The following is a 25,561-nucleotide window of genomic DNA, read 5'->3' as shown; positions in this document are numbered from 1 at the left end:
GCCGAGTCTGCGACTACGTGGAGTCCGCTGGTCCGGCCGTGTCCGCGCGACTCCGAATCCAAAGGCACAACCCATCACTGAGGCGCAGAGCGCGCCTCGTCGATTCCTTGGGAGACATCATGACTGGAGAGCACGTGGCCAAGACAGCGCGGCGGGTGATCGCCGGGCTGGATGCGAATGGCCGATCGACTGTCGTCCTCGACGAGAACACCTCCACGCGCGTCGCTCTGCCCGCGTTCACGGTGAACGATGTGTGGCGGGTCGATCGGTTGCCCGCGCGTATGTCGGCCGACGATACCCTCACCGCGGAGGTGGAATTGGACCCTCCTGCCGCAGGATTGGTCGTGCGCCTTGCGACCTTTCCGCCGGACAGTGAGATCGATCCCGACGTGTACGCGGAGTCGATCGGCAATCTGCACGGCGAGGATGCCAAAGCCGACGACGACACTATCGTCGGCCTGCATGCCACCGAAACCGTCGATATCGCCACCGTCATCGACGGCGAGATCTATGCCATCTACGAAACCGGCGAAGTCCTGTTGCGCCCGGGCGACACCGTGATCAACCGTGGCATCAAGCACGCTTGGAGCAACCGCACCGATAAGCCCGTGACCATGGTGGCCGTCATGCTGCCGGGCGAGCGCTGAGCGGAACGGCGGTCATCATGCCTCGCTCCGCCCCGCGCACACGCAGTGGCCTGTTCGTGGTCATGCTCTGTTTTCTGACCATCGTCGCCGACGGCTACGACCTGATCATCTACGGCGCGACGGTGCCGAGCCTGCTGGAGGAACCGGGCTGGGGGTTGAGCAAGGAGACGGCGGGGTTGATCGGCAGCTGGACCCTGTTCGGCCTGATGGTCGGCTTCCTGGTGGCGGGTCCGCTGGCCGACCGGATCGGGCGCCGCACGATCATGATGGCAGGCGTCGCGTGGTTCTCGCTGGGCTGCGCGGTCTGCGCGGCGGCCACGTCGCCCGAGTTCTTGGGCGCCGCACGGTTTTTCACCGGCATCGGTCTCGGTGCGGTGGTGCCATCGGCTGTCGCGCTGACCGTCGAGTTCGCGCCGAGTAACCGTAAACAGATCTACAACGGCCTCATGCTCACCGGCTACAGTTTCGGCGGAATCATCGCCTCGCTCGCAGCCATCGCCCTGCTGCCCGACCACAGCTGGCGGGTGCTGTACGGCCTCGGCGCGCTGTGCGCGATCGTGTTGCCCGTCATGTATTTCTGGCTGCCCGAATCGGTGAATTACCTGGTGGCCCGTGGCCGCGACGATGAGGCGGCCGAGCTCGCCGCGACCTACGGCCTGGATCTGGCCGCGGTGCGCGCCGACCATGAGCCGGCGACGAACCGGAGCAGTGACCGCGCCGGCGGCTACCGGCAGCTGCTCACCAGCAGGTACCTGCCGTCGCTCGTGTTGTTCGTGCTGGTCGGCTTCTGCGGACAGCTGATCGGCTATGGCCTGAGTACCTGGCTACCGCAGATCATGCGCCAGGCCGGATACCCGCTGGGATCCTCGTTACAGTTCCTGCTCGCATTGCAGGTGGGTGCGGTGGTCGGCATGGTCGGCGGATCGTTGCTTGCCGATCGGTTCGGATCCAAGCGGGTGCTGGTCCCTTTCTTCTTGATCGGGGCGATCTCGCTGCTGGTATTGAGCCGACAAGCCGGCACCGCGGTCTTGATGGTCGCGGTCGCGGGCGCCGGCTTGGGCTCGATCGGTTCGAGTTCGCTGACCTACGGCTATATCGCGGCGCGCTACCCCGCCTCGTGTCGCGGATCCGCGGTGGGCGCGGCCATGGGGCTGGGGCGTGTCGGCTCGATCCTCGGCCCCATGGTGGGCGGTTGGATCCTGGGGTCGTCGTTGGCCGCGCACTGGAATTTCTATGCTTTCGCGATCCCGGCGGTGCTGGCAGCGCTCGTCGTCATCGTGTTGCCCGCGGCGACGGCGGGGCCCGAACCGGTGTCCGGCCGCCCGGCAGATCCCGAGCCCGACAGCCGCGACGACATGGTGCAAGCGCGCTGACCCGACGCGCTCTGCGCCGATCGCCGGTGTCCAAGAATCTGGACACTCGCGTCGCGGGTTCGCGCGCACCATGGGTGACGCAGGACACCTGCAAGCACTTACCGGACAGGAAGGCAGTCGTTCAACGATGAGCAGCACCCCAGATCAGGCCACCAAAGACCTCGCGGACAACTGGGTCAAGGCCCTGACCAACATTGATCTCTTCATCGAGATCAGCCACGAGGACTGCCTCGTGTGGCACAGCGCCGACGACAAATGGGTCCCCGTCGCGGATGCTGTCGCGGCGGTATACGAGCGTGCAGGCGACGGCGCCATCCCCGCCTTCTCCTCGGTCGGTGTCACCTTCACCGAGAAGGGCTTCTTCCACGAGTGCACCACCGAGGTGAGCATCGGGGGCCAGGAGATGAAGCTGCATCTGGTGCAGATCGTCGAGGCCCGTGACGGCAAGGCCGCGAGGGTGCGTGAGTACATCGGACCGGAGATGGGCGTGCAGCCCTGATCCTGGCCGGGGATCATGCCGAGGGCCGGTGGCCGCGATCGAGAATCGCTGCCACCGGCCCTTTCTCGGCCGACTAGGGGGTGATCGCGACTACCGGCCCATCGGACATGAGCACGCCCGTATCGAAGGCGGGACGGCCGGACGGTGCGAGACCGCCGTCGGGTCGGATGCGGTAGGTATGCACCCGGGTCGTCACCTGGGCGGTGAGCACATCCACCAGATACAGCGTCGTGCCGTCCGGGTGCAACGCCACCTGACCGGGAAGTGTGCCGCCGGGGGCGGCGAAGGGTGATCCGGGGAGTTCGACCAGGCGCCCGTCGTCGTGCACGTCGAACGCGGCGATCGACCCGCCGACCGCATTCGGTACGTAGAGCCGCTTGCCGTCGGCACTCACCACGGCACCATGCGGCACGCCGTGGGTCGAAAACGGTGAGCCGGGCGTCGGCGTCAGCCGGCCATCCTCGCCGACAGTGAAGCCGGACAGGTCGAATCCGAACTCGTTGCTCACATAGAGGTGACGCCCGTCGGGTGTGAATCCGGGCGCCACCGGGCCGAGCCGCACGGGCGTGACGCCGAGCGGGGTCAAGGTGGCATCCGGCGCGATCGCATAGCTGGACATGGTGTTGCCGAGATAGGTGACGACCCGCAGGAAGCGCCCGCTGGGATCGACGCGTGCCATGCCGACCGCGCTGAAGCCATCGACCGGCGCGGGCGCGCCGCCACTCGCGGTCAGCGCGCCGGACGGTGCCACCGAGTACGACTCGACATGGCCGGGCGCGCCCCCGACCACGACGAACAGCTGGGTGCCATCGGGGCTGAGGACAGCGGCCGTCGGTGGACCGCCGACAGTGATATCGGCGCCGGGGATGGGATTCAGCGTGCCGTTATCGTCCAGGCGATAGCCGCTGACACCGAAATCGCCGGCATGCGGTACGTAGACGGTCCTGCCGTCCGGTGCCACCACCAGCGACAGGACGCCGAAGCCGGTGGGAAATGGACTGCCGGGCACGCTCGACAGCGACGCGTTGTCGGCTATCCGCAGCACGCTGATTCCCATCGATGCGGTTCCGGCGACGATGAGGAACCGTGGGTGTGTGGACGCCGACGCGCTCGGTGCAGGCATTGCCGTCCAGCCGAGGACGGTGAGCAATACGGTGAGCAAAACCATTGTGGTGCAACGAAAGTAGCGGGCGCTACCGCGGCGGGGGCGAGGCGGTGAAGCCATCGATGTTCTCCTCGATGAGACACGGGGTACACGAGCGCTCGCAACCATCACATTTTATATAACTTCAGGCAATCGGCCTTGTGGGGAATAACAACTGACCGGCCGGTGGGAAGGAAATGTCAAATCCTCGGCCAGAAAGTGTGATGCAAACTATATTGTGCATTGTTCAGGCGGGCGAGGTGGCCCGCTCGAACTCATGGAGGTGTCGCACCTGATGCGCAGACACGTTTTCCCACACCGGCGGCGGGCCGCTGTCGCCGCGGCCGCCGCGCTCGCTCTAGCGCTGTCTCCGGCGCTCGGTCACGCCGCTCCTGATGCCGGTCCGCGGTACCTGCTCGTCACCGGCACGGGGTCCGGCAACGTCAGCGTGCTGCGGGTCGACGACAATGGCTTGCTCACCAGGATTCCGGGCGCGCCCTTCGCCAGCGATACCGGATCGCTGACTCTCGAGATCACTCCGGACGGCCGCAGGGCCTACGTCGGGCATGTGGTCTCCGGCTCGATCATCGGCTACGACATCGGCGCCGACGGCACGCTGCGTGAGATCGCCGGTAGCCGAATGGACTTCGGCGCTCCGGTGATCGGTGTGACCATCACCCCGGACGGTTCGCGTCTGTTCGCGACCGTCGGCTCCCTCACCACCGAGGTGCGTTCGTTCGACATCACCGGCTCGGGCGTGCTCACGCCGACCGGTGCGCCGGCGACACCGGTTCCCGGGATGAGCGGATTGAGTCTGCCGCAGGTGACTCGAGATGGACGCAATCTGATCGTCAGCACCTTCATCGGCGCGTCGGTGACCAGCTACGCCATCGGCGCCGATGCCTCCCTCACTCAGGTGGGTGCGACGATGCCCACGGGTGAGCGACCGGCGCTGCCCGCCATCACTCCGAATGGTCGCTACCTGTACATCAGCAATGAGGGCAGCAACACCCTGTCGGGCTTTGTGATCGCGGCGGACGGCAGTCTGTCGAATGCGCCGGGCTCGCCCTATCCGACGCACGGGACCCCGCACGGGTCGGCGATCACCTCTGACGGCACGCGGATGTATGTGCCGGCGTCCACCGGCGGTGTGGTCGACGGCTACCGGATCGGCGCCGACGGCTCGCTTTCGCCGCTGCCGGGCTCGCCGTTCACAACTCCCGACGGCACGATGCCGGGCAGGCTCGTGCTGAGCCCGGACGAGGACGAACTGTTCGTGATCGACACGCTCAGCGTGCAAGGAACCGCACGCGTGCACACCTACACCGTCGCCCCCGACGGCAGTGTCGCGCCGTCCGGCCTGCCCGCGGCCGACACGGGTGTGCTGTTCCACGACGGCCCGTCGGCTCATCTGACGCCTGCGCCGTGACGAATCCGCCCGGCTGGCGAGAAGATCGCCGAACACCGCGTCTACTGGGACAACGTGAGCTTCCTGACCCAGTTGGGCCTGATGCCGGCACAATCGCAGGCCTGAGCTTTCGAGCACCAGCGCACCCCTTCGGCTTCGGCCGGAGGGGTGAGCTATTTGCGCTGGTGAGCGGGTGGACACTGTGCAGATATCTGGACAGTCACGCGCCGGTTCGAATCCTAATCTCCAGGGATGACCTCTGATTCAACGTCGACAGATGGTGCTCGGAAGCGGCGCGCGCGGGCGGGCTGGGTGCTTGCTCTGGCCGCCGTCGCCCTGCCCGGATTCACCGCAACAGCACAACCTGCCGCGGCCGACAACCTCGGTTACCACATCTACGCCCATGGCTTCCTCAGCGACGGCATCGCCGGATACAACGCCTCCGATACCGGGCAGCCGAGCCCGATCGCGGGCCGGGTGCCATCGGGCATGCTGAACTGGCCGCAGACGCCGTCTCCGGACGGCCGATTCCTCTTCGTCGCACCGGGTTCGAGCCCGCAGCTGATCCCGCACACGATCGGTGCCGACGGCGAGCTCACCGCGGGCACACCACTGGCGATGCCGGACATCCCGGTCGACGTGATCTTCGCCCCCAACGGCCGTGACGCCTTCGTCGTCGTCGGTGTACAGAACGCTCAGGTGGTGCCGGTGCGGATCGGCGCCGACGGGACACCCACGCGCAACGGCGCGGCCATGCCGTTCGGCGAATCCGCCGACGGTGTCGCCTCGGGCACTGTCTCGCCGGACGGCAAGCATCTCTATGTCGCGAGTTTGCTGCCCCGGCAGCTGCTCGTGTTCGACATCAACGCCGACGGCACCGTCTCGCCGGTCAAGCAGCGGGTGGCGACCGGCCTGAATCCCATCTATCCACGGGTGACGCCCGATGGCCGGCATGTCTACGTGGTCAACGAGATCAGTGGCTCGGTCTCCGGATACGCGCGGGCCGAGGACGGTTCGCTGACGGAGATCGCGGGCTCGCCGTTCGCGACCGGTCTGCTCCCGCACGTCACGAGTATCACGCCGGATGGCCGCTTCCTGTACGTCCCGAACATGGGCTCGGGGCACATCAGCTCCTTCGAGGTGGAGCCGAACGGTGTACTTCGGCCGCTGCCGGATGTCGCCTTCGCGCCGGGACAACCCGGGGTGTTCGCGGAATCCTCGGCGATGTCGCCCAGTGGGAAGGTGCTGTGGGCGCTGGGCACCGACCCCCTGCGTGGCGGCGAGGAAATCTTGCGCCGCTTCAGTATCGGCCCGGACGGCGTGCTCGATCTGGACGAGTCGGTAGCGATCTACACCGGCACCTACATCGCCGACGGGCGCACGATGTCGCTGGTGCCGCGTCGCTGACAGCAAGCGCGGCCCCGCAATGGCAACCGCGGTCGTCACAACACTGCCGGTGGGCGGGATGGTGACGACCGCGGCGATGCCACTGAGCTTCACAGCGGCCACTGGACGTGTTTGACTTCGAAGAACTCCCGCAGGCCCTCTTCTCCGCCCTCCCGGCCGATGCCGCTGTGGCCCGGGCCGCCCCAGGGGGCGTCGGCACGCATACCACCGCCGCCGTTGATGGTGACCGTGCCCGACCGTAGTCGCCGGGCGAATTCGATGGCCTGGGTGGTCGGTCCCCACACATTGGCGTTCAGCGCGTATTTGACGTCATTGGCCATCCGGAGGGCGTCGTCGAGGTCGGTGTAGGGCATGACCACGCCGACCGGTGCGAACAGTTCCTCCTGGGCGATCTCGGCCTCGTTGGGTACGCCCGTCACCAGGGTCGCTTCCAGGAAGAAGCCGTCGTCGAGGCCGGCCGGTCGCCCGCCGCCGACCGGGATCTGCGCACCGGCGTCGCGGGCGCGGGCGAGGAAACCCTCGACATTGCTGCGGTGTTCGCCGGTGATGAGCGGGCCGAGGACGGTGTCCGGCGCGAGTGGATCACCGACGGTGAGACCGCGCAGGAACTCACCAGAACGCTGCACGTACTCGTCGAAATCCTTGCGCGGCACCAGAGTTCGCGTGGTCGCACCGCACGCTTGGCCGCTGTTGCGGGTGAACCGCAGCGCCGAGGCCGGGACGGCGCGTTCCAGGTCTGTGCCGGGCAGCACGATATTGGGCGACTTGCCGCCGAGTTCGAGTACTACCTTCTTCAAGGTCGGAGCGGCGAGGGTGAGGATTCTGCTGCCGACCGCGGCCGAACCGGTGAAGGTGACCATGTCCACCTCCGGGGAGGTGACCACCTGCTCGGTAACGGTCGGCGGCCCGAACACGAAGTTGACGGCGCCGGAAGGGAACCCGGCCTCGTCGATCAGCCTGACGAACGCCGAGGTGAGCAGCACGGCCTTGGGCGAGGTGACCAGCACGGTCGAACAGCCCGCGGCGAGTGCGGCACCGAGCTTGTAGGCGCTCATCATGATCGGCACGTTGTAAGCGACGACCGCGGCCACCACGCCCGCAGGCTGGCGCAGCAGCAGGCTGCTGGTGGTGATCGGATCATGGTCGAGCGGCAACGGCTGCTCGTAGCCATCGCGCGGACCCCGCGCGGCGGCCTCGGCGAACCAGCGGAAGAATTTCGCCGGTAGGTCGACGTGCAAGGTCGGGCCGCTGCTGATCGGCGTGCCGATCTCGGTGGCGGCGAGCCGGGTGAGTGCGTCCCGGTTCTGCTCGAGCAGGTCGGCGAGTCGATGCAGCAGGGCGCCGCGTTCGCCGGGACCGAGGCGGCTCCACGCACCGCCGTCGAAGGCGTGCCGCGCCGCCGACACGGCCGCGGCCACCTGTGCGGGGCCGGTGGCGGGCGTGGATGCCACCTGTGCGCCGGTCGCCGGATTGATGGTGGCGATGGGGGCGCCGTCTCCGCCGGTCCATCGACCGTCGATGTAACCGGCCGCCTCGCCGATCAGGGCAGTCATGGGTAAATCCTTTGTCTTGGAAAGTAATTCGATACGAGGTGGTTCACCCGGCCAGATAGCCGCCGTCGACGACGAATTCGCCGCCGGTGGCATAGGAGGCACGATCGGACAGCAGCCACACCGCCATCTCGGCGATCTCCTGTGGCTGCGCGAGCCGGGCCGTCGGGATGCGCGCCATGATGGTGTCGCCGCTGCGGCGTTTGGCGTCCTTCATCAGGTCGGTGTCGGTGTAGCCGGGGCATACGGCGTTGATCCGCACGGTCGGGGCGTACTCGATCGCCGCGGTCTTGGTCAGCCCGACCACGCCGTGCTTGGCCGCCGAATACCCGGCAGTGGTCTTGAAGCCGGAGAGCCCGGCCAGGGATGCGGTATTGACGATCGCACCGCTGCCCTGCGCCAGCATCTGCGGCAGTTGCGCCCGCAGGCACAGCCAGACACCCTTGAGGTTCACAGCGATCGCGCGGTCGAAGGCTTCTTCGTCCCACTCGGCCACGCGGCGCCCGCCCTGCCCGATCTGCCCACCGCTGACGCCGGCGTTGTTGAACGCACCGTCGAGGCGGCCGTACTCGGCGACCACCGCGGCCACCATCGCGTTCACGGCGCCACCATCGGTGAGGTCCGCGGGCAGCGTCATGGCCGTGCCGCCGGCTGCCCGTACTTGGTCGGCGGTGGCTTCCACCCCGTCTTCGGAGACATCGGTCAGCGCGAGGCGCGCACCTTCCGCTGCGGCGAGCAGTGCGGTGGCCGTGCCGATTCCGCCCGCGGCGCCGGTGATGAGGACAATTTTCCCGTCGAGCAACATGATGTGACCTGTCTGTCGAAACGATTGGTGGGCAGGGGCGGGATCATCCGACGCGGGAGGCGGGCCAGTCTCTGGCCGGGGAGCGCCATGCCGGCCAGTGGTCTTCGGGCTCCGGACGTGTCACCGAGACGTGATGGAAGCACTGCTGACACTTCACGACCATGCGTGGGCCGAGGAAGTTGGCCACCGGGTAGCGGGCGAGCCCGGCCGCCCCGCACGCCGGGCAGGTGCCCTCGACCGGCACGCGCTCGACATACACGCGGTCGGTACTGGGACGGGGGAACAGGAGTCGATCGACTGCCATGACACTATCGCTTTCTTCAGAGAGTCCAGGTGAGGGGAGTGGCGACCGGTACCTGCCAGCGCCCGGCCGCGCGTTCGGCGGCGAGCCGGGCCCGCTGTGCCACCGTGGCCGATTCGTCGACCACGCCGTCGGCGATCACTACTCCGTAGCCGGCGGCGGCGAATTCGACACTCACCAGCCCGGCCCGCACATCCGCCGCGACCCGGTCGACGGCGCGTTCGAGTGGATCACCCCAACCGCCGCCGCCACCGATGACGAACCGCAGCGCGTCGCCGGCCTTCAAGACCAGGCCGGAGAACTTGCCGGTCTGATAGCGCGCGCCCAGCCCGAACTCGCCGTTGTTGGGATCGGGCCGCCCGTCGGCGTCGAACATGCCGAACAGCGGTTCGATGCCACGCAGGTCCAGGGGGTCGCCGTGCCGGGCGAGGTCGAAGTTCTCGATGTACCAACCGAATGCGGGAGCCCCGGCGCCGCCGCCATTGGCGCCGGGGGCGCCGACGCGGACCCGGTCGGCCGTGACGGTGACCATCGTGTCGGACTCGGCGTAGATCGAATACACCGAGCCGGCGCCGCCGCGATACTGGCCTGCGCCCGCGGTGTCGATGACCATCTCGTGCTGGACGACGACCAGTGGGCTCTCGATCTCGAGATGTTCCTGTACGGAGGTGCGGCAGTTGCCGATCGGGATCACGCAGAAGGAGACGCCGTCTTCCTTCCAGGTCCCGCCCCAACCGCCGCCGGCCAGCGCGAACGCGCCCCAGGGCGTGCCCTCGTGCCCCGGCCGGGTGTCGATGCCGCCGAGACTGACGACGACCGCGGTGCCGGTATCGCTGGCGAACGCCTCATCGGTGGCCTGGCTCAGCGCCTGGGTGACCACATTGATCCCGCGAGCGCCGATATCGGCGTGGTTGGAGCAGCTCGATGGCGGCAGTACCTGCACCACGCTGCCCGGCGGCAGGATCGTCTCGACCGGTCGCAGGGTGCCGCTGTTGACCGGTGTCGACGGGTCGACCATCAGCTTGACCGCTTCGATGCAGCGGGTGGCCTCGCACCAGGCGGTGCCGCAGTTGCCGAGCGGCTGCCGGCCGGAGCCGGAGAAATCGATCTCCATGGAATCGCCGCGGACCTTCACCGTGACGTGCACCGGGATCGCCTCGTCGCTGACGCCGTCCTCGTCGAGGAAGTCCTCGGCGGTGTAATCGCCGTCGGGTATGGCGGCGATCCCGCGGCGCATGCTCGCCTCGGTGGAGTCGATCGCATAGCGGCCCGCGGCCCGGACCTTGTCCAAGCCACTGCGGCCGATGAGTTCCTGCAACTGCCGTTCACCGACGACCAGGCAGCCGTGCAGTGCGCGCAGATCGCCGAGAACGAGCTGTGGCACTCGGTTGTTCTCGAGGAGAAAGTTGAAGGTCGGCCGCACCGGAACGTCGTTGGCGTACAACAACGTCGGTGGCAGTTTGAGCTGTTCCTCGAAGTGCGTCTGGGTGCCATTGGAGAAGCCGCCGGGGATCGCGCCGCCGAGGTCTACCAGATGCGAGGTGGAATGCAGCAGGAACTCCACCCGGCCGTTCACGAACACCGGGCGCAGCAGGTTCACATCGGATTGGTGGATGGTGCCGCGCCACGGGTCGTTGACGAAGATGACGTCGCCGGGCTGCATCGTGTCGATGTCCCAATCGTCCATCACGAAGTTGGCGATGTGTGGTGCGGTGAAGGCGTGCTGCATGCAGCCTTCCCACAGCGCCACTGTCTCCCAGCCGTCGTCGGTGCGCATATGGATGGCGCTGGTGCAGTCCAGGATGTCGCGGCAGACCGGCGAGAAGGCGCTGCGCATCAGCGAATCCAGCATGTCGCGGGCGACTTCGATGAGGCCGTAGCGCAGGATGTCGAGTTCGACGTCGACCGCGGGGCCAGGGGTTTCGGTGGTCATGGTCATGGTTGCTCCTCAGGCCTGCGGCTCGATGATGAGATTCAGGTCGTCGTCCACCCGGGCCGCCCGGCCGGGCAGGACCAGGGTGGTAGCGAACTTCTCGGCGATCAGGGCGGGCCCCGGTACGGGCTGGTGCGGCACGAGTCGTTCGCGGATGTGGATCGGCACCTCGACGGGCTCGGTGGTGCCGGGCAACGTCAGCTGCGCGGTTCGCAGCAGTGCCTCGCCCTGCTCCGGGGTGCGGTCCGCGGCGCTCATCTCGCGTGGGATCACCGCGGTCACCTCGACCGTGGACACGACGACGGGGATCTCGGGGGCCGCGAAACCGTAGGAATCCCGGTAGAACTCGTGGAACTGCGGGACGAGTTCGCCGACCCGTTCGGCGGTGATCGGACCTGCCGCGATCGCCAACCGGTTGTCCCAGGTCTGTCCCCGGTACATGGCGAACAGCGCGCGGTCGAATCGCAAACGTGATACGTCGACACCCTGGGCGCTCAGATCGGTGGTGATGGCGTCCTGCAAGGCGGTGAACGCGGCCTCGATCGTGTCGGCGCGGTCGGGGACCAGCGGGGTCATGATGGACTGCGCGCGCGTCACCATGAGGTCGCTGCGCAGTAGACCAAGCGCGGAGAACTGGCCGGGGCTGCGTGGCACGATGACGGTGCCGACGCCGAGGATCTGTGCGACACGGTCGGCGAGCATCGGCCCGGCCGAACCGGATGGCTGCAGGGCGAACTCGCCGACGTCGAGGCCACGGTAGACCGAGATGCTGCGGACCTTCGCCGCGATGTCCTGGCACGCGATTTCGTAAGCGGCGCCGGCTAGTTCGGTCGCGGACATGCCCCACTGCTTGCCTGTGGTGCGCAGCGCCTCGACCGCGGCGTCCACATCGAGCCGGATCGCACCGTTGGCGAACAGATCGGGTTGCAGGATGCCAAGAGCCGCACACGCATCGGTCAGGGTGGGCTCGACACCGCCGCGCTGGTAGCAGACCGGGCCCGGATTCGAGCCGGCCGAGGCCGGGCCGACGGCGATGGTGCCGAGCGCACTGGGCCGGATCAAGCTGCCCGCGCCGGAACCGATGCTTTCGACATCGACCAACGGCATGGTCAACGTCAGCCCGGTTTCGAGGGTCCAGGTGTCGGTCAGCGGAGTCTTGCCGCCGCGGATGGCGGCCACATCGGTGCTGGTGCCACCGACGTCGATGGTGAGCAGGTTCGGCGCGCCGCTGTCGTTGGCCAGCTTCACGCTGCCGCTCACCCCGCCGACCGGGCCGGAGACGAGCTGGAACACCGGTGCGCGGCCGGCGTCGGCGAGGGTGGCCACCCCGCCGTTCATCATCATGATCCACAGGGTGCCCCGGTAGTTCTGCTCGGACAGCCGGGCCATCAGGCGCTCGAGATAGCCGACGACGGCGGGGCCGACATAGGCGTCCAGGGCAACCGTTGTGGTGCGCTCGTGCTCGCGGGTGACCGGATACAACGCCGAGGTCTGGATGTATGCACCGGGCAGTTCCTCGGCGACGATCTCGGCGGCTCGTCGTTCGTGCGCGGTGTCGACGTAGGAGTTCATCAGGCACACCGCCACCGAACGCGCGCCCTGCTTTCCGAGCTCGCGCGCGGCCCGGCGCACGGCGTCCTCGTCGAGCGGGAGTAGTTCGGTGCCGTCGTAACGCAATCGACCCGGAACCCCGAAACGCGACTCTCGCCGGACGATCGGGCGTTGCTGGTGCGGGCGCAACCAGGTGGGATCGTAGAAGCGGTCGCCGAACTCGCGATGCATGCGTCCGATGTCGAGCAGGTCGCGGTGACCGCCGGTCGCGATCAGACCGGTAGGCGCGCCCGTCCGGCTCAGCAGCGCGTTGATGCCCACGGTATGTCCGTGCACGATTTCGGCGACGTCGGGCACCGCGACATCGATCGCCGCCAGGGACCGGAGGACACCGACCTCCTGCTCCGGAGTGGACAGAACTTTGCCGTCGCGTATCTCTCCGGTGCTCTGATTCAGACCGATGATGTCGGTGAACGTGCCACCGACATCGATGCCGACGATCCACTCGGCTATCTGCTCGCTGTGCGTCATTCCACGCCTCCGTGCCGTCTACCGCGGCCGATGGGCCGCTCTATGTCGCAGATCACTTTTCCGTGCGTCAGGCGTTGCGACATCTGGCGTGGGTAAGACTTTTGTACGACCTTCGGCCGGTCGACCCGATTCAGACCGGGAGCGGGCCGGTGGAGCCCGAGTTCCGCAGCCAGATCGAGACGGCCTCGGCCCGGTTGGCGGCACCCAGCTTGCGAAGCACGCGGGTGATGTGGGTCTTGACGGTGCCTTCGGAAATGGTCAGCCGGCGAGCGATCTTCGCGTTGGAATCGCCTGCAGCGAGCAGCCGCACGATCTGCACCTCACGGCGGGTGAGTACCGAATCGTCGTCGCGGCTCACCGCGACGGACTCGGCGACAGCGGGCGCGGGGGAACGCCATCGCCCGAGCCCGTCGAGCTGCGCCCGGATCGCCGACACCTCTTCCAGGACGGACACCCGCGCCAGATGCTGGCTCAACCCCTGGGCGAAGGACGACAACACCAGCTGATCGACCTCGTCGAGTACCCGCTGCTGGTGGTAGCAGTCCCCATGGACCAAGCCGACCACCTCGCCGTCGACGATCAGTGGTGCGATCCCGTAGGAGGAGGACTTGGTGATCTCCGCCAGCGGCCGATTGACTCGCGGATTGTCCTGCACCTCGTGCACGAGCACGGCCCGCGCATCGACGACCGTGTCATTTTCGACGATGCCGTGGTCGAGGATCGGAGGGTTCTCGCGGCCGACCGCCACGATGTCGGCCGCCCACCGCGGATCGCGGACGACGAACATCGTGTGCAGCCGCCAGACGCCGTCGACGGTGGATACCAGGGCACGGTCGAAACCGAGCCTGCACACGGCCTCCGGGACCCCGGTGAGCAACGAGTCCACCGTGGTCGCGCTACTCACTTCGGTGAGCGCGGCGTGCACCTTGCTCAGCCGGCGGGTCCGGTTCTGTTGCCGGATGCGCGTCTGCATCGCTTCGGCCGCGCGGATTCGATCGAGCAGCTCGATCAGATCCGCCAGCCGCCCGGGGGAGGTGCCGCCCGAATCCGCCTCGCGCAGCGCCTGTGCGGTCACCGCCTCCCAGAGTTCATTCAGGTCCCCGACGGCCATCCGCTCGTCGGCCGGATCGCGGTCGAGCACGGCATGGGCGTGCTCGGCGATCTCGGCGATGGTGGCCTTCAACTCGGTCACATCGGTGCGTAACGATGGACTGGACATTGCCGCCTCCTAGTGCGCTCCACCATCTCGGCCGGTGCCGCACGCGGTCTCCGACGGCAGTTCACCGAATCGCTCCCGGTACTGCTGTGCGAAGCGGCCGAGGTGGAAGAAACCCCACCGCATGGCCGCGTCGCTCACCGAAGATATTCGGCCGGAAGACAATTCGTCACGTACCCGGTCGAGGCGCACCGAGCGGACATACGCGCTGGGTGACATGCCGACCGCGTCGCGGAATCCCAGCTGCAACGCCCGTGCGCTGACTCCGGCGCGGGCAGCGAGCTCCGCGGTCGAGATGTCCGCATCCGGATGGGCGTGGATATAGGCGATCGCGTCGCGGATGCGCGCGGAGCCGACGCTCGGCGCGGATCCGGTCAGGGCCGGTGTCAGCTGGCTGGGGGCGGTCAGCAGTAGCTGCGTCATCAGTGTCGTCTCGAGCTCGCGGCAGGCCAGCGGCATCGTGGCGATGCCGCCTTCCCTGGCCAGTTCCGCATACACGAACCGAGTGGAGGCCAGCAGCGCACGCCCGGCAGGGGTGTCGATGGGAAAGGTGAGATCGAACCTGATCGGCTGGGGATCCCGGTGGCCGGCCAACCGTGCTGCGTGACGTTCGAAGACCTCGCGGCGCAGATTGATGTGATAGTGCGCGGCCTCGGCACTCCAGCGGATGGACACCGGGGCGTCGGGGACGAACGCCACCCCGGCCTGTCCCGCCTCGAACGATCGGCAGGTTCCGCGCTGGGCCACCTTGCTGTGTCCGGCGACCGAGAGGTTCACGTGATAGCACTTCTGCATCGGTGGGCCCTCGATCCGCGCAGTGGTGCCGTAGGACATCCGTCCGACGGTCAGGCTGTCCGACCGCGCCGTTTCCAGAGTGAAGTCGATGCCGAGACGCTCGTCGAGGACGAGGTCGTGGTGGGCGAAGGTGGCAGCCACGTGGTCGTGTGCGGCAGCGGGATCCTCCGTGTGAAAGGCGCTCACGTACGCCGCCGGCGCTGGCAACAACGGTGCACCCTCCTCTCGAGCGTGATGGGTGTCACATGCTGAATATAATATACATTCCGTGTGCGAGTAACCGCCCCGGGTTCGCTCCGGGGATATCGGGCCTTCGCCAGACGGATTGTGACCCGGATCTCTCGCTTCTAGCGTCGTCGCCACGGCACTCGGCCGGACATTCCATCGCCGTAGGAGGACCAGTGATGCCCGACGCATCGTCGCCACCCGAGGTGGCTCGGGAACCACGAGACGGGAACTGCCCACAGTGCGGCGCTGCCGCCCTCCGGGCGTACCCCGTAGTCGCCGAACAGGGGTGGGTGCAGGTCGTCAAATGCCAGAACTGCCTGCACTCGGTGTCCCGGGAGCCCTGGCACCGGCTCGGTCCCATCCAGCTGCTCGCCGATCTCGTCTGAGCCCGAATCACTGAGGAGACACCATGATCGCAGTCGATGTGGGTGGTACCTTCACCGACGTCGTCGCCTGGCGCGACGGCCGGATCCACACCGCCAAGATCTCCACCGACTACACCGAAGTGGCAGGCCCGGTGCTGCGTGGCGCCGAGCTGCTCGGCGTCGCGGACGCGCCGGTGTTCAACCACGCCAGTACACACGGCCTCAACGCCGTCATCACCCGGCAATTGCCGAAGATCGGCTTCCTCACCACCGAGGGCCATCGCGACATTCTCGATATGGGCCGGGTCTGGCGCCCTGCCGAGGCCATCCTCGACCCGCACTGGCGGCGCAGTTTCGGTGACGCGTCCCGGCCGCTGGTGCAGCGCTACCTGCGGCGCGGCATCCATGAGCGGATCACCGCGGACGGTGCGGTCCTGTTCGCGCTCGACGAGGACCAGGCCCGCACCGAACTCGAGGTGCTGCGCCGGTGCGAGGTCGCCGGCGTCGCGATCTGCCTGATCAACGCCTATGTCCAACCAGCACACGAGCTGCGGCTGCGGGAACTGGTGCGCGAAGTCCTCGGCGATGTGCCGTGCTCGATCTCGAGCGAAGTGTCGCCGCTGGCCAAGGAGTACGCCCGCGCCTCGACGACCGTCATCGACACCATGATGAAGATCATCTACTCCGACTACACCGCGGGTTTGGAGAAGGGGTTGGGCGAGCTCGGTTTCGCCGGGCAACTCAACTTCGCCGACTGTGCGGCGACACTGGTCCCGTCGGCGCAGGCGATGCAGCAGCCGTTTCGCATCGTGTTCTCCGGGCCGGCCGCCGGTACCGTCGCCTGCGCGCATTTCGGCGCGCTGATCGGGGAGAAGGATCTGCTGTGCGCCGATGTGGGCGGCACGTCCTGTGACATCAGCGTGGTGAGCGGTGGCGAGCCCTTCGTCAACACCACCTTCGAGCTCGAGCACGATCTCGTGGTCAATGCCCTCGCCAACGATATTTCCAGCATCGGCGCGGGCGGCGGCAGCATCGTCTCGATCGGCGCGGCCGGCGAGATCCGGGTGGGACCCGACAGTGCGCGGGCGCAGCCGGGCCCGGCGTGTTACGGCCGCGGCGGCACCCAACCGACGACGACCGACACCTGCCTGCTGATCGGGATCCTCGACGCCGACGAGTTCGCCGGCGGCGAACTGCAACTCGACGCCGGCGCCGCACGCCGCGCCTTCGAATCCCTCGACACCGAGCTGGATCTGGCCCATCGGGTCCGCTACGCCTACGAGATGGCGGTCAACAATATGGCCGAGGGCGTGTTCAACGTCGCCATCAAGAACGGTGTCGACCCTCGCGATTACAGTCTGGTCGCCTTCGGTGCCGCCGGTCCGATGCTGCTGCCCGCGGTGCTCGACACGGTCCAGTGCAAACAGGTGATCGTGCCGCCGAATCCCGGTCTGTTCTCGGCGGTCGGCCTACTGTCCACCGATCAGGTGTTCACGGTCGATCGCAGCGCGTATCTCATGCTGACCGGCGAGGCCGCGCCCGCCATCGACGCGATGTTCACCGACATGGAGGAGCAACTGCGCGCACGGACCGGCGGCGGATCGGTGCGGATGCTGCGCAGCATGGACGCGCACCTGGCCGGGCAGAGCTGGGAAACCCCGTTCGTGCCGGTCCCCAGCGGCACGATCGACGAGGCAGCGGTGGCCACCATGGTGTCGGCCTTCCACGACACCTACGAGGCACGTTCGGGCAACCGGTTCGAGATCATGCCCGTCGAGGGGGTCACGTTCCGGGTCCGCGCGGTGCTCGACACCCCCAAAGTGACATACGCCGAACTCGCCGAACGAACCGCGGCGGACGGACCACTGACACCGGTCCGCTCCGTGACCCTGCGGTACCTGGGCGACCTGGACGCCGACGGGGTCGGAGCCCAGCAGGCCCACGTCTACGACCGCTCGAGTCTGCGGGCCGGTGACGTGCTGGACGGTCCCGCGGTGATCGAAGAAGAACTGTCGACCACCCACGTCGGCGCGGGGCAGCAGGCCACGGTCGGCGCGTACGGCGAACTCGTGATCCGGAGGAAGTGACATGTCCAGTCCCACCACCACCCCCGCCGCTCCGCGGCTCAGGGACCTCACCGACGCCCAGTTCCGCGAGCGCTACGGCGGTGACCGCTTCAGTGCGACAGTGCTCACCAATCGGCTGCGGTACGCGGTCGAGCACATGTCGGCGGGATTCATGCGTGAGGCGTTCTCGCCCATCATCCGTGACTGGTACGACTTCGCCTGCACCATCAGCGGTCCGCCCGGCAAGGGCTACCCCATGGCCGTGGTCAGCAACAGCCTGGTGGTGTTCCTCGGCACCATGGGCGACGCCGTGCGAAACGCCGTGGAGGAATACGGGCCGCACAACCTGCGTCCAGGTGATGTGCTGATCTGCAACGATCCCTATCGCGGCGGAAGGCACGTCAACGATGTGGCGTTCACCCGGCCGGTGTTCGTGGACGGCGAGATCGTCTCCTTCGTCACCATGTGTGCCCATCAGCTCGATATGGGCGGCACTGTGCCCGGCGGTTTCTCGGCGACCAAGAGCAACGTCTACGAGAACGGCCTGGTGATCCCGCCCATGCTGCTGTGGTCGCAGGACGAGCCGGTGCGATCTACCTTCAGCCTGATCTTCGGCAACACCCGTTGGGGCGGCATGCTGCTGCCGGACTTCAAGAGCATCTTCCAGCAGTTGAAGCTGGGGGAGCGGCTGGTGCTGGAGAACATCGATCGCTACGGGCTCGCGGCCTATCTGGGCACGCTGGACTACGCCTGCGATACCTCCGCCGAGCGAATGCGCGATGCGATCGCGTCGGTTCCCGACGGCGATTACCCCGGCTCGGCCCTCATCGACGCCGACGGCCTCGACGACACCGTCGATTACACCGTGCGGGTCCTTGTGCGCAAACGCGGCGAGCATATGGAGATCGACCTGTCCGGCACCTCGCCACAGGCGCGGACCTGCATCAACTGTGGTGTTCTCGACGCCAAAACCGCGGTAGGCGTGGCCCTGACGATGCTGCTCGATCCGACGGTGCCGTTCACCTCCGGTACCTGGCGCAACATCGACATGGCCGTGCCACCGGGGACGATCGTCTCCTCGCTGCCGCCCGACGGTGGCATCATGATGTTCTGGGAGGCCTCCGGCGCGGTCGCGTCGGCCATCTTCGCCGCGCTCAATCCCGTACTCGGCGCCCAGGGAGTCGGCGGCGACTACGGCTCAACCAATACCCATAACGCCTCCGGTCTGCGGCCCGACGGCACACCGTGGACCTCGGCCACCCAGTGCGGCGGCGAGCACGGTCCGTGGGGTGCCACCCGGGCCGGTGACGGCGACAGCTACACGGTGCTGTTCACCCTCAACAATCTCGATCCGGCGACCGAGACGATCGAACGTGACTCGCCGGTGGTGCTGCTGCGCAAGGAACACGCCATCGACACCGGCGGCGCGGGCCTGTTCCGCGGTGGCGCTGCCAACCTCAAAGACGCGCTGTGGCTCACGGCGGGCGCGCACTATCTGTCGCCGTTCCGCACCAAGCAGGCCACCGGTGTGGGCGCCAACGGTGGCCGGGCCGGACCCACCGGCGCCATGTGGTTGTTCCCGCCCGATGCCGACGGCGGGCAGCCGGAGCTGCTCGGCACCGACGCGGAGGTCTACGCCCGCAGCGTTCCCGTGGCGGGTGTCCTCGACCCCGAGACCAAGACGCTCGATCCCGAGGGCACGTACCACTACTTCGCCGCTGAGCAAGTGTGGGCGACCGAGCCCAACACCATCCTGCGGTGCCTCACGAACGGCGGTGGCGGATGGGGTGATCCGTTCCAGCGCGACCCCGAACGCGTGCTGGCCGACGTCCGCAACGAGTACGTGAGCATCGCCGGCGCCGCCCGCGATTACGGGGTGGTCGTGGAAGGCGATCCGCACCTGGACCCCGAGGGCGTGCGCATCGACCACGCGGCGACCGCCCGGCTCCGGGCACAGCGGTCGGCCTGACCGTCCGCACCAACGCGCAAGACACAGAGGAGACAGTGATGAAGGGAGTCGTGTTCCCGGGAGACGGGACGACGGCGTTGCGGGATTTCCCCGAGCCAGAGCCGGGCCCCGGCGAGGTGGTGGTGAAGATCCGCGCCTCCGGGATGTGCGGTTCGGATCTGCACTTCTACCATGGCGCTTTCGATTTCGATCATTCGGTGATCCAGGGCCATGAACCGTGCGGGGAGGTGCACGCTGTCGGCGCGGGCGTCGAGCCGGCACAGGCCGCGGTGGGCGATCGGGTGATGATTCACCACTACTTCGGCTGCCGCACCTGTCGCCGCTGCCGGGCCGGCTGGCCGCAGATGTGCGAGACCGCAGCCGGCAAGACCATGGCCGTCCATGTCCACGGCGGGCACGCGCCCTTCGCGCTGGTGCCGGTGGCCGCTCTGCTGCCCTTGCCCGACGGTCTGTCGTTCACCGCCGGCGCCGCCATCGGCTGCGGCACCGGCACGGCATGGGGCGCGATCAAACGCCTCGGCGGCGTCTCCGACACCACAACCGTGGTGATCGGCCAAGGGCCGGTAGGACTTTCGGCGACCATGTTCGCGGCATCGATGGGGGCCAGGGTGATCGCCGTCGACATCGACGATCGGCGCCTGGCACACAGCACCCGCTTCGGCGCCGATGTCGTGGTGAATTCCCGGGAGCGTGCCCTGGCCGACGTGGTCGCGGGGTATACCGGCGGCCGAATGGCCGACGTGGTGCTGGAGACCTCGGGCCGGGCCGGTGACGACGCGCTCGCCGTGCTCGGCACCTTCGGCCGGGCGGTGTTCACTGGTCTACCCGGTGAGGTCCGGTTCACCACGCAGTCGGTCTACAAGAAGCAGTGGACCATCATGACGTCGTGGACCATGTCATCGATCGAGCAGGCGCGCTGCGCCGACTACGTCCTCGCCCACAACCTGCCCGTCGACGAGTTGTATTCGCACACCTGGACCATCGAGCAGGCCGACGAGGCATACCGCTGGTTCGACAAACAGGACGCGGGCAAAGGTGTCTTTCTTTTCGACTGACCGGCCGCATCCGCTGATTCGGAGACAATCATGACAACCACAACTCCTCCCGTGCCCGCGTTCGTCGGCAACGCCCAGCGCAATCTGATCGGCGGCCGCTGGGTCCCGGCCGCGTCGGGCGAGACGATCGACGTGATCAACCCCGCCACCGGCGGAACCCTCGGCACCATCGCCGCGAGCGGCCCGGCGGATGTGGACGCCGCTGTCGCGGCCGCACGGGCCGCCTTCGACGGTGAATGGCGCCGCTGGACACCGCATCAGCGGCGCTCGCTCATCCTGCGCGTACACGACCTGGTCCTGGAGAATTTCGACGAACTGGCCACGATCGAAACCCTCGACATGGGCGCGCCGCTGGCCCGTACCCGCAATCTGCGCGAATGGACCTCGCAGGTGCTGCAATTCTTCGCCTCCCAGGTCGACGCGGGCGCGGCCGAGACTCCGCCGAACTCGCTGCCCGGTGACTTCCTGACGCTGCGCTATCGCGAGCCCGTTGGCGTGGTGGGCGGCATCATTCCCTGGAACGGTCCGCTGATCGGGCTCTGGTGGATCTTCGGCCCGGCTCTGGCCACCGGCTGCACCGCGGTACTCAAGCCCGCCGAGGACGCGTCGCTGTCGGTGCTGCGGGTGGCGGAGTTGCTGACCGAAGCCGGCGTTCCCGACGGTGTCCTCAACGTGGTCACCGGCTACGGCAAAGACGCTGGCGCGGCGCTGGCCGAACACCACGGAGTGGACCGGATCGCCTTCACCGGATCGGTCGGCACCGCACAGACCATCGTGCGCGCCTCGGCCGGCAACATGAAGCGGTTGCAGTTGGAGCTCGGCGGTAAATCGCCGGATATCGTGTTCGCCGACGCCGATCTGGATCTGGCCGTTCCCGGTGCCGCGATGGGGGTGTACACCAACAGCGGCCAGGTGTGCGTAGCCGGTACCCGCATCTTCGTCCAGCGCCCGATCCATGACGAATTCGTTACGCGGATGGCGGAATTCACCAAGACCATCCGAGTGGGCGACGGCCTCGACCCGAATACGCAACTGGGGCCGCTGATCTCGCAGCGGCAGCTGGACCGGGTGTTGAACTACATCGACATCGGAAACGGCGAAGCCGAATTGGTGGCAGGCGGGCGCCGGCTGGGCGGCGACAAGGGCTCCGGATACTTCATCGAACCCACCGTCTTCGCTTCCGCGACCAACGACATGACGATCGCCAAAGAAGAGATCTTCGGACCGGTGGCGACGGTGATCCCGTTCGACGACCTCGACGAGGCCCTCCGACTGGCCAACGCGACCCCCTACGGTTTGGCCGGCGGTGTCTGGACGAGGGATGTCGGTACCGCGCACAAGGTCTCCCGCGGCATCAACGCCGGCACCGTCTGGGTCAACTGCTATGGCATCCTCGACCCCTCCGTCGGCTTCGGCGGTACCAAGATGAGCGGCTACGGCTGGAAGGGCGGCCGCGAGCACGTGGAGAGCTATTTGTACCCGAAGGCGGTGTACATGAATCTGGGGTGAATGGGCGGGCGCGCCTCGACACGGCTCTAGCACGGAGCCTGTTCATGCTCGTACGGGTAACAAGCGCGGTGCGCGAGGAGTGTCCGGCATCACCGTCGTCCTGGCCTGGCAACTATGACATCTCCTGCATAATATTTTTTATGGAGGTGGATCGAACAGTCGCGGGTGTGCTGACCGAGGCACCGTCCCCGGTCAGCCCCGGGTACCTCATGGCCCGGACGAACCCGGGAAAAGCCGACGGGCGCACGGAGTGAAGCGGCCGCCGGGTCGATTGAACGCCGCTCTCATCTATGTCGCGCTGACCTCGGCCGTCGTCAGCTCGCTCGGCATGCTGCTGGTTCCGACGATTTCGCATGAGATGCAGGTGGATGTGAGCACCGCACAGTGGATGCTCACCGTCAATCTGCTGGTCGGTGCGACAGCGACACCGGTGATGGGCAGACTGAGCGATGGTCCGCACAAGAAGCGTTTGCTGCTCATTTCCCTGACAACGATCCTCGTCGGATCCGTCATCGCGGCGATGGCGCCCGGCTTTGCCGTTTTCTTGGTCGGGCGAGCGTTGCAGGGGCTGAGTTATGGAATCGTCCCGGTGACGATCGCGCTCGGCCGCCGCTACCTGGCCGAAGACCAAGTCAAGGCCAGTATCTCGACCCTGTCGGTCACCGTCACGAGCGGGCTCGGCCTCGGATACCCCCTCACCGGCATCCTCGGCGCGGTATTCGGGTTCCGCATCGCCTTCTGGTTCGCCGCCGTGTTCTTGCTGACCACCATCGTGGTGGTGTGGCGTGTCGTGCCCGATGGCCCGGACCAGCGTGCCCCGCGCACAGCCTTCGATTTCACCGGCACGGCGTTGCTTGGCATCGGACTGGCATGCCTTCTCCTCGTGGCTGCCGAAGGCGCGCGCTGGGGCTGGGATTCCCTCTGGACCGCCGCGGTCACGGTATGTGCGGTCGTATTACTGGCCACGTGGTGTCGGGTCGAATTGCGTACCCCGCACGCACTGGTCAACCTGCGGGTGCTGCGCAACAGCGACGTACTGGTCGCCCACGGCACAGCGATCGGACTCGGCGCGGCGATGTATGCCGGACTCTCGATCGTCAGCCTCATCGCGCAGGCCCCGGAATCGACCGGATACGGTGTCGCGCTGCCACTGTTCTGGGCCGGATTCGTGATGTTGCCGCTGTCGCTGGGCAGTTTCGGCGCCAACCGCATCGTGCGTGCGGTCTCGCCGTACATCTCGATGCGCGCGCTGCTGCTTCCCGGTGCCGGTCTCGTGACGGCGTCGAGTGTGCTGCTGTTGCCGGCCCACGACGAACTGTGGGAGATCGTCGCCGGGATGTTCGGATTCGGCGCGGGCATCGGCACCACATACGCGGCGATGCCGGCCTTGATCGCACGCAGTGTCGCCGACCTCGAACTCGGCAGTGCGGTGAGTTTCAACCAGGTTCTCCGCACCGTCGGCGGATCTTTCGGCAGCGCCGCCTCCGGCGCGGTCCTCGCCGCCCACCTCGGTCCGGGCGGTTTACCGACGGCGGAGGGTATCCGGGTCGCGCTCGCGGCGAGCGCGATCGGGTGCGCATTGGTGCTGGGGATGCTTGTGATCGCCGCCCTGACCGGAAGGCGTCCCCGGCGTCGATGGCCGCTCTCTGCCGACGAGCCGTCGGAGGTGGGCCATCCGGACGGGCCGGGTGCACGCTCGGTGCGGAGAAGGACCCCGTGATCAGGGCAATGGCAGGGGAGACGTGGGGGTGAACGTCACCGGCAGTGCGGTCAGCGAGCGGTGGAACGGTCCGGGCCGCCAGCGGAGTTCACCGCCGGTGTGGTCGAGGTCCAGCTCGGGGATCGCGTCGAGCAGCTGGTCGATCGCGTTCTGGGCGATCAGGGTGCCCAGGGTCTGAGCCGGGCAGGCATGCGGCCCGATGCCCCAGGCCAGATGCGCCCGGTTGCCCCGGTTGTCCTCGGCGCGGATGGCGGGATCGTTGTTGCACGCGGCCATGCTGATCACGACCGGTTGATGAGCGGGCAGCCAGACATTGTCGATCAAGACCGGCTGTCGCGGATAGGTGATGAGCAGGTTCGCCAACGGGGGATCGTTGTACAAGACCTCGTCGAGGGCTTCCCGCGTGGAAATGCTTCCGCCGAGGACGCTGCCACCGAAGCGATCGTCACCGATGATGAGCAGCAGGGTGTTGGCGATCAGGTTCTGCTGGCATTCCAGCCCCGCCCCGTAATGGGTGAGCAACTGGTTGACCAATTCCGCGTCATCGAGACGGCTCGGATGCTTCAGCAACAGTGAGGTGATGTCGTTCCCGGGCTCGGTGCGCTTCAGTTGCACCAGCTCGAACAGGGCGTCGCTGATCATCGCGTTGCCCGCGGCGGCGTCGACGGTGTCGAACAGGGCCGCCATGCCGGCCGCCACCCGCTCGCCGATCTCCGGTGGACAGCCGAGCAGGATGTTGAGCATCTCGAACGCCACCGGGAAGGCGTACTGGCTGAGCAGGTCGGCGCTGCCGCTTACGCAGAAGGCATTGATCAATGGGAAGGCGGTGCGCTCGACCGCCGCGTCGATGGCATGCAGATTCACCTGGGCGAGGCACTCGGTGACCGCCTGCCGATACCGCAGCAGATCCGAACCGGCGCTGCGACTTCCGGTCGGGCGCCACTGCATCATCGGCAACACCGGGCAGTCCGCCGGGATGTCGCGCTGCCATGCCCTCGGATCGGCCGGAAAGTGCTCCGGATCATTGAGTATGCGCAGCGCCGTGTCGTAGGCGATGACGAGAGTGGCCGGAACCCCGGGGGCGAGAGCCACCGGCACCAGGGATTGGTGCTTGCTGCGCATCTCGCTATAGACGCGGTGCGGGTCGGCGGCGAATTCCGGTGCGTACAGCTGCACCCGTGGCTCGTCCGCCGGCATCGGGGATCCGTGGACTACCGGGCACTGTGCGGTGCTCGTGGGCGGGTGTTCCGTGCGCACGGGCCGGCTCCAATTCTTCACGTCGTCGTGGGGAGTGTGCCCCGATATCGCATTGAATATTAAGCGTAATGCGCAACTTCGTGGAGCTTTTGGGGAACGTCCGAAGAGCGGATCTCGGCAAGGAGCAGGGTTGTCGAACATGGAGTGTCGCCCGACCGGAAGTCGCAGCGCCGGTTCGGATCTGCTGCGGTATCGGCAGGCGGTCACCGAGTGCCTCGCCCAGGTGAATCTG

Annotated in this window: 19 protein-coding genes; 10 read left to right on the top strand and 9 right to left on the bottom strand. The window is 67.4% G+C overall.

Annotation, left to right across the window (positions count from 1 at the left end):
* Positions 1 to 38: 38 nt before the first annotated feature.
* The 3 genes from GV790_RS08035 (at position 39) to GV790_RS08025 (ending at position 2,519) form a co-directional block, all read left to right on the top strand.
* Entirely contained in the window at positions 39 to 647 is a 609-nt protein-coding gene (locus GV790_RS08035; protein ID WP_309138988.1) for a cupin domain-containing protein, read from the top strand.
* Between the two features lie 17 nt (positions 648 to 664).
* On the top strand, positions 665 to 2,020 hold the full coding sequence (locus GV790_RS08030; protein WP_163812127.1) for an MFS transporter: 1,356 nt from the start codon (positions 665 to 667) through the stop codon (positions 2,018 to 2,020).
* A gap of 127 nt (positions 2,021 to 2,147) precedes the next feature.
* Positions 2,148 to 2,519: a hypothetical protein gene (locus tag GV790_RS08025; RefSeq protein ID WP_163812124.1), complete on the top strand. Its 372-nt coding sequence runs from the start codon at positions 2,148 to 2,150 to the stop codon at positions 2,517 to 2,519.
* A gap of 73 nt (positions 2,520 to 2,592) precedes the next feature.
* Here the strand turns inward: GV790_RS08025 and GV790_RS08020 are convergent, their stop codons facing one another.
* Entirely contained in the window at positions 2,593 to 3,687 is a 1,095-nt protein-coding gene (locus GV790_RS08020; RefSeq protein WP_163812122.1) for a lactonase family protein, read from the bottom strand.
* A 271-nt stretch (positions 3,688 to 3,958) separates the two neighbouring features.
* Between GV790_RS08020 and GV790_RS08015 the strand changes: the two genes are divergently transcribed.
* Together GV790_RS08015 and GV790_RS08010 are read left to right on the top strand one after the other, a co-directional pair.
* Positions 3,959 to 5,092 carry a lactonase family protein gene (locus GV790_RS08015; protein WP_163812120.1) on the top strand — a complete coding sequence of 378 codons (1,134 nt, stop codon included), beginning with the start codon at positions 3,959 to 3,961 and terminating at the stop codon, positions 5,090 to 5,092.
* Between the two features lie 231 nt (positions 5,093 to 5,323).
* A complete protein-coding gene (locus GV790_RS08010; RefSeq protein ID WP_163812118.1) occupies positions 5,324 to 6,478 on the top strand; it encodes a lactonase family protein in 1,155 nt (384 codons plus the stop codon).
* Positions 6,479 to 6,567: 89 nt separating this feature from the next.
* On the opposite strand, the gene GV790_RS08005 is transcribed toward GV790_RS08010, so the two are convergent.
* The 7 genes from GV790_RS08005 to GV790_RS07975 form a co-directional block, all read right to left on the bottom strand.
* Positions 6,568 to 8,031 carry an aldehyde dehydrogenase family protein gene (locus GV790_RS08005; protein WP_163812116.1) on the bottom strand — a complete coding sequence of 488 codons (1,464 nt, stop codon included), beginning with the start codon at positions 8,029 to 8,031 and terminating at the stop codon, positions 6,568 to 6,570.
* Positions 8,032 to 8,074: 43 nt separating this feature from the next.
* Entirely contained in the window at positions 8,075 to 8,833 is a 759-nt protein-coding gene (locus GV790_RS08000) for an SDR family oxidoreductase (protein WP_163812114.1), read from the bottom strand.
* A gap of 43 nt (positions 8,834 to 8,876) precedes the next feature.
* Entirely contained in the window at positions 8,877 to 9,137 is a 261-nt protein-coding gene (locus GV790_RS07995; RefSeq protein WP_163812112.1) for a hypothetical protein, read from the bottom strand.
* A 16-nt stretch (positions 9,138 to 9,153) separates the two neighbouring features.
* Positions 9,154 to 11,073, bottom strand: coding sequence for a hydantoinase B/oxoprolinase family protein (locus GV790_RS07990; RefSeq protein WP_163812110.1), 1,920 nt, complete (start codon positions 11,071 to 11,073; stop codon positions 9,154 to 9,156).
* 9 nt (positions 11,074 to 11,082) lie between these two features.
* Positions 11,083 to 13,149 carry a hydantoinase/oxoprolinase family protein gene (locus GV790_RS07985; RefSeq protein WP_163812108.1) on the bottom strand — a complete coding sequence of 689 codons (2,067 nt, stop codon included), beginning with the start codon at positions 13,147 to 13,149 and terminating at the stop codon, positions 11,083 to 11,085.
* Between the two features lie 130 nt (positions 13,150 to 13,279).
* Positions 13,280 to 14,368, bottom strand: coding sequence for a LuxR C-terminal-related transcriptional regulator (locus GV790_RS07980; protein WP_163812105.1), 1,089 nt, complete (start codon positions 14,366 to 14,368; stop codon positions 13,280 to 13,282).
* A gap of 9 nt (positions 14,369 to 14,377) precedes the next feature.
* Positions 14,378 to 15,346 (bottom strand): AraC family transcriptional regulator, encoded by a 969-nt coding sequence (locus GV790_RS07975; protein WP_163812103.1) that lies wholly within the window; start codon positions 15,344 to 15,346, stop codon positions 14,378 to 14,380.
* A gap of 451 nt (positions 15,347 to 15,797) precedes the next feature.
* On the opposite strand from GV790_RS07975, the gene GV790_RS07970 reads away from it, so the two are divergent.
* The 5 genes from GV790_RS07970 (at position 15,798) to GV790_RS07950 (ending at position 24,072) form a co-directional block, all read left to right on the top strand.
* Positions 15,798 to 17,840 (top strand): hydantoinase/oxoprolinase family protein, encoded by a 2,043-nt coding sequence (locus GV790_RS07970; RefSeq protein WP_163812101.1) that lies wholly within the window; start codon positions 15,798 to 15,800, stop codon positions 17,838 to 17,840.
* Position 17,841: 1 nt separating this feature from the next.
* Positions 17,842 to 19,788 carry a hydantoinase B/oxoprolinase family protein gene (locus tag GV790_RS07965; RefSeq protein WP_163812099.1) on the top strand — a complete coding sequence of 649 codons (1,947 nt, stop codon included), beginning with the start codon at positions 17,842 to 17,844 and terminating at the stop codon, positions 19,786 to 19,788.
* A gap of 38 nt (positions 19,789 to 19,826) precedes the next feature.
* Positions 19,827 to 20,843, top strand: a complete 1,017-nt coding sequence (locus GV790_RS07960) for an alcohol dehydrogenase catalytic domain-containing protein (protein WP_163812096.1) — start codon at positions 19,827 to 19,829, stop codon at positions 20,841 to 20,843.
* A gap of 30 nt (positions 20,844 to 20,873) precedes the next feature.
* Positions 20,874 to 22,352: an aldehyde dehydrogenase family protein gene (locus GV790_RS07955; protein WP_163812094.1), complete on the top strand. Its 1,479-nt coding sequence runs from the start codon at positions 20,874 to 20,876 to the stop codon at positions 22,350 to 22,352.
* Between the two features lie 250 nt (positions 22,353 to 22,602).
* Positions 22,603 to 24,072 (top strand): MFS transporter, encoded by a 1,470-nt coding sequence (locus GV790_RS07950; protein ID WP_309138987.1) that lies wholly within the window; start codon positions 22,603 to 22,605, stop codon positions 24,070 to 24,072.
* Here the strand turns inward: GV790_RS07950 and GV790_RS07945 are convergent, their stop codons facing one another.
* On the bottom strand, positions 24,073 to 25,269 hold the full coding sequence (locus tag GV790_RS07945; protein ID WP_163812092.1) for a cytochrome P450: 1,197 nt from the start codon (positions 25,267 to 25,269) through the stop codon (positions 24,073 to 24,075). It lies immediately after the preceding gene.
* Between the last annotated feature and the right edge of the window lie 292 nt (positions 25,270 to 25,561).

Source organism: Nocardia cyriacigeorgica, assembly GCF_010858045.1.
GTDB lineage: Bacteria > Actinomycetota > Actinomycetes > Mycobacteriales > Mycobacteriaceae > Nocardia > Nocardia cyriacigeorgica_E.
Note: the sequence above shows the minus strand (reverse complement) of the source record. Positions and strands in the feature narration are given on the sequence as shown.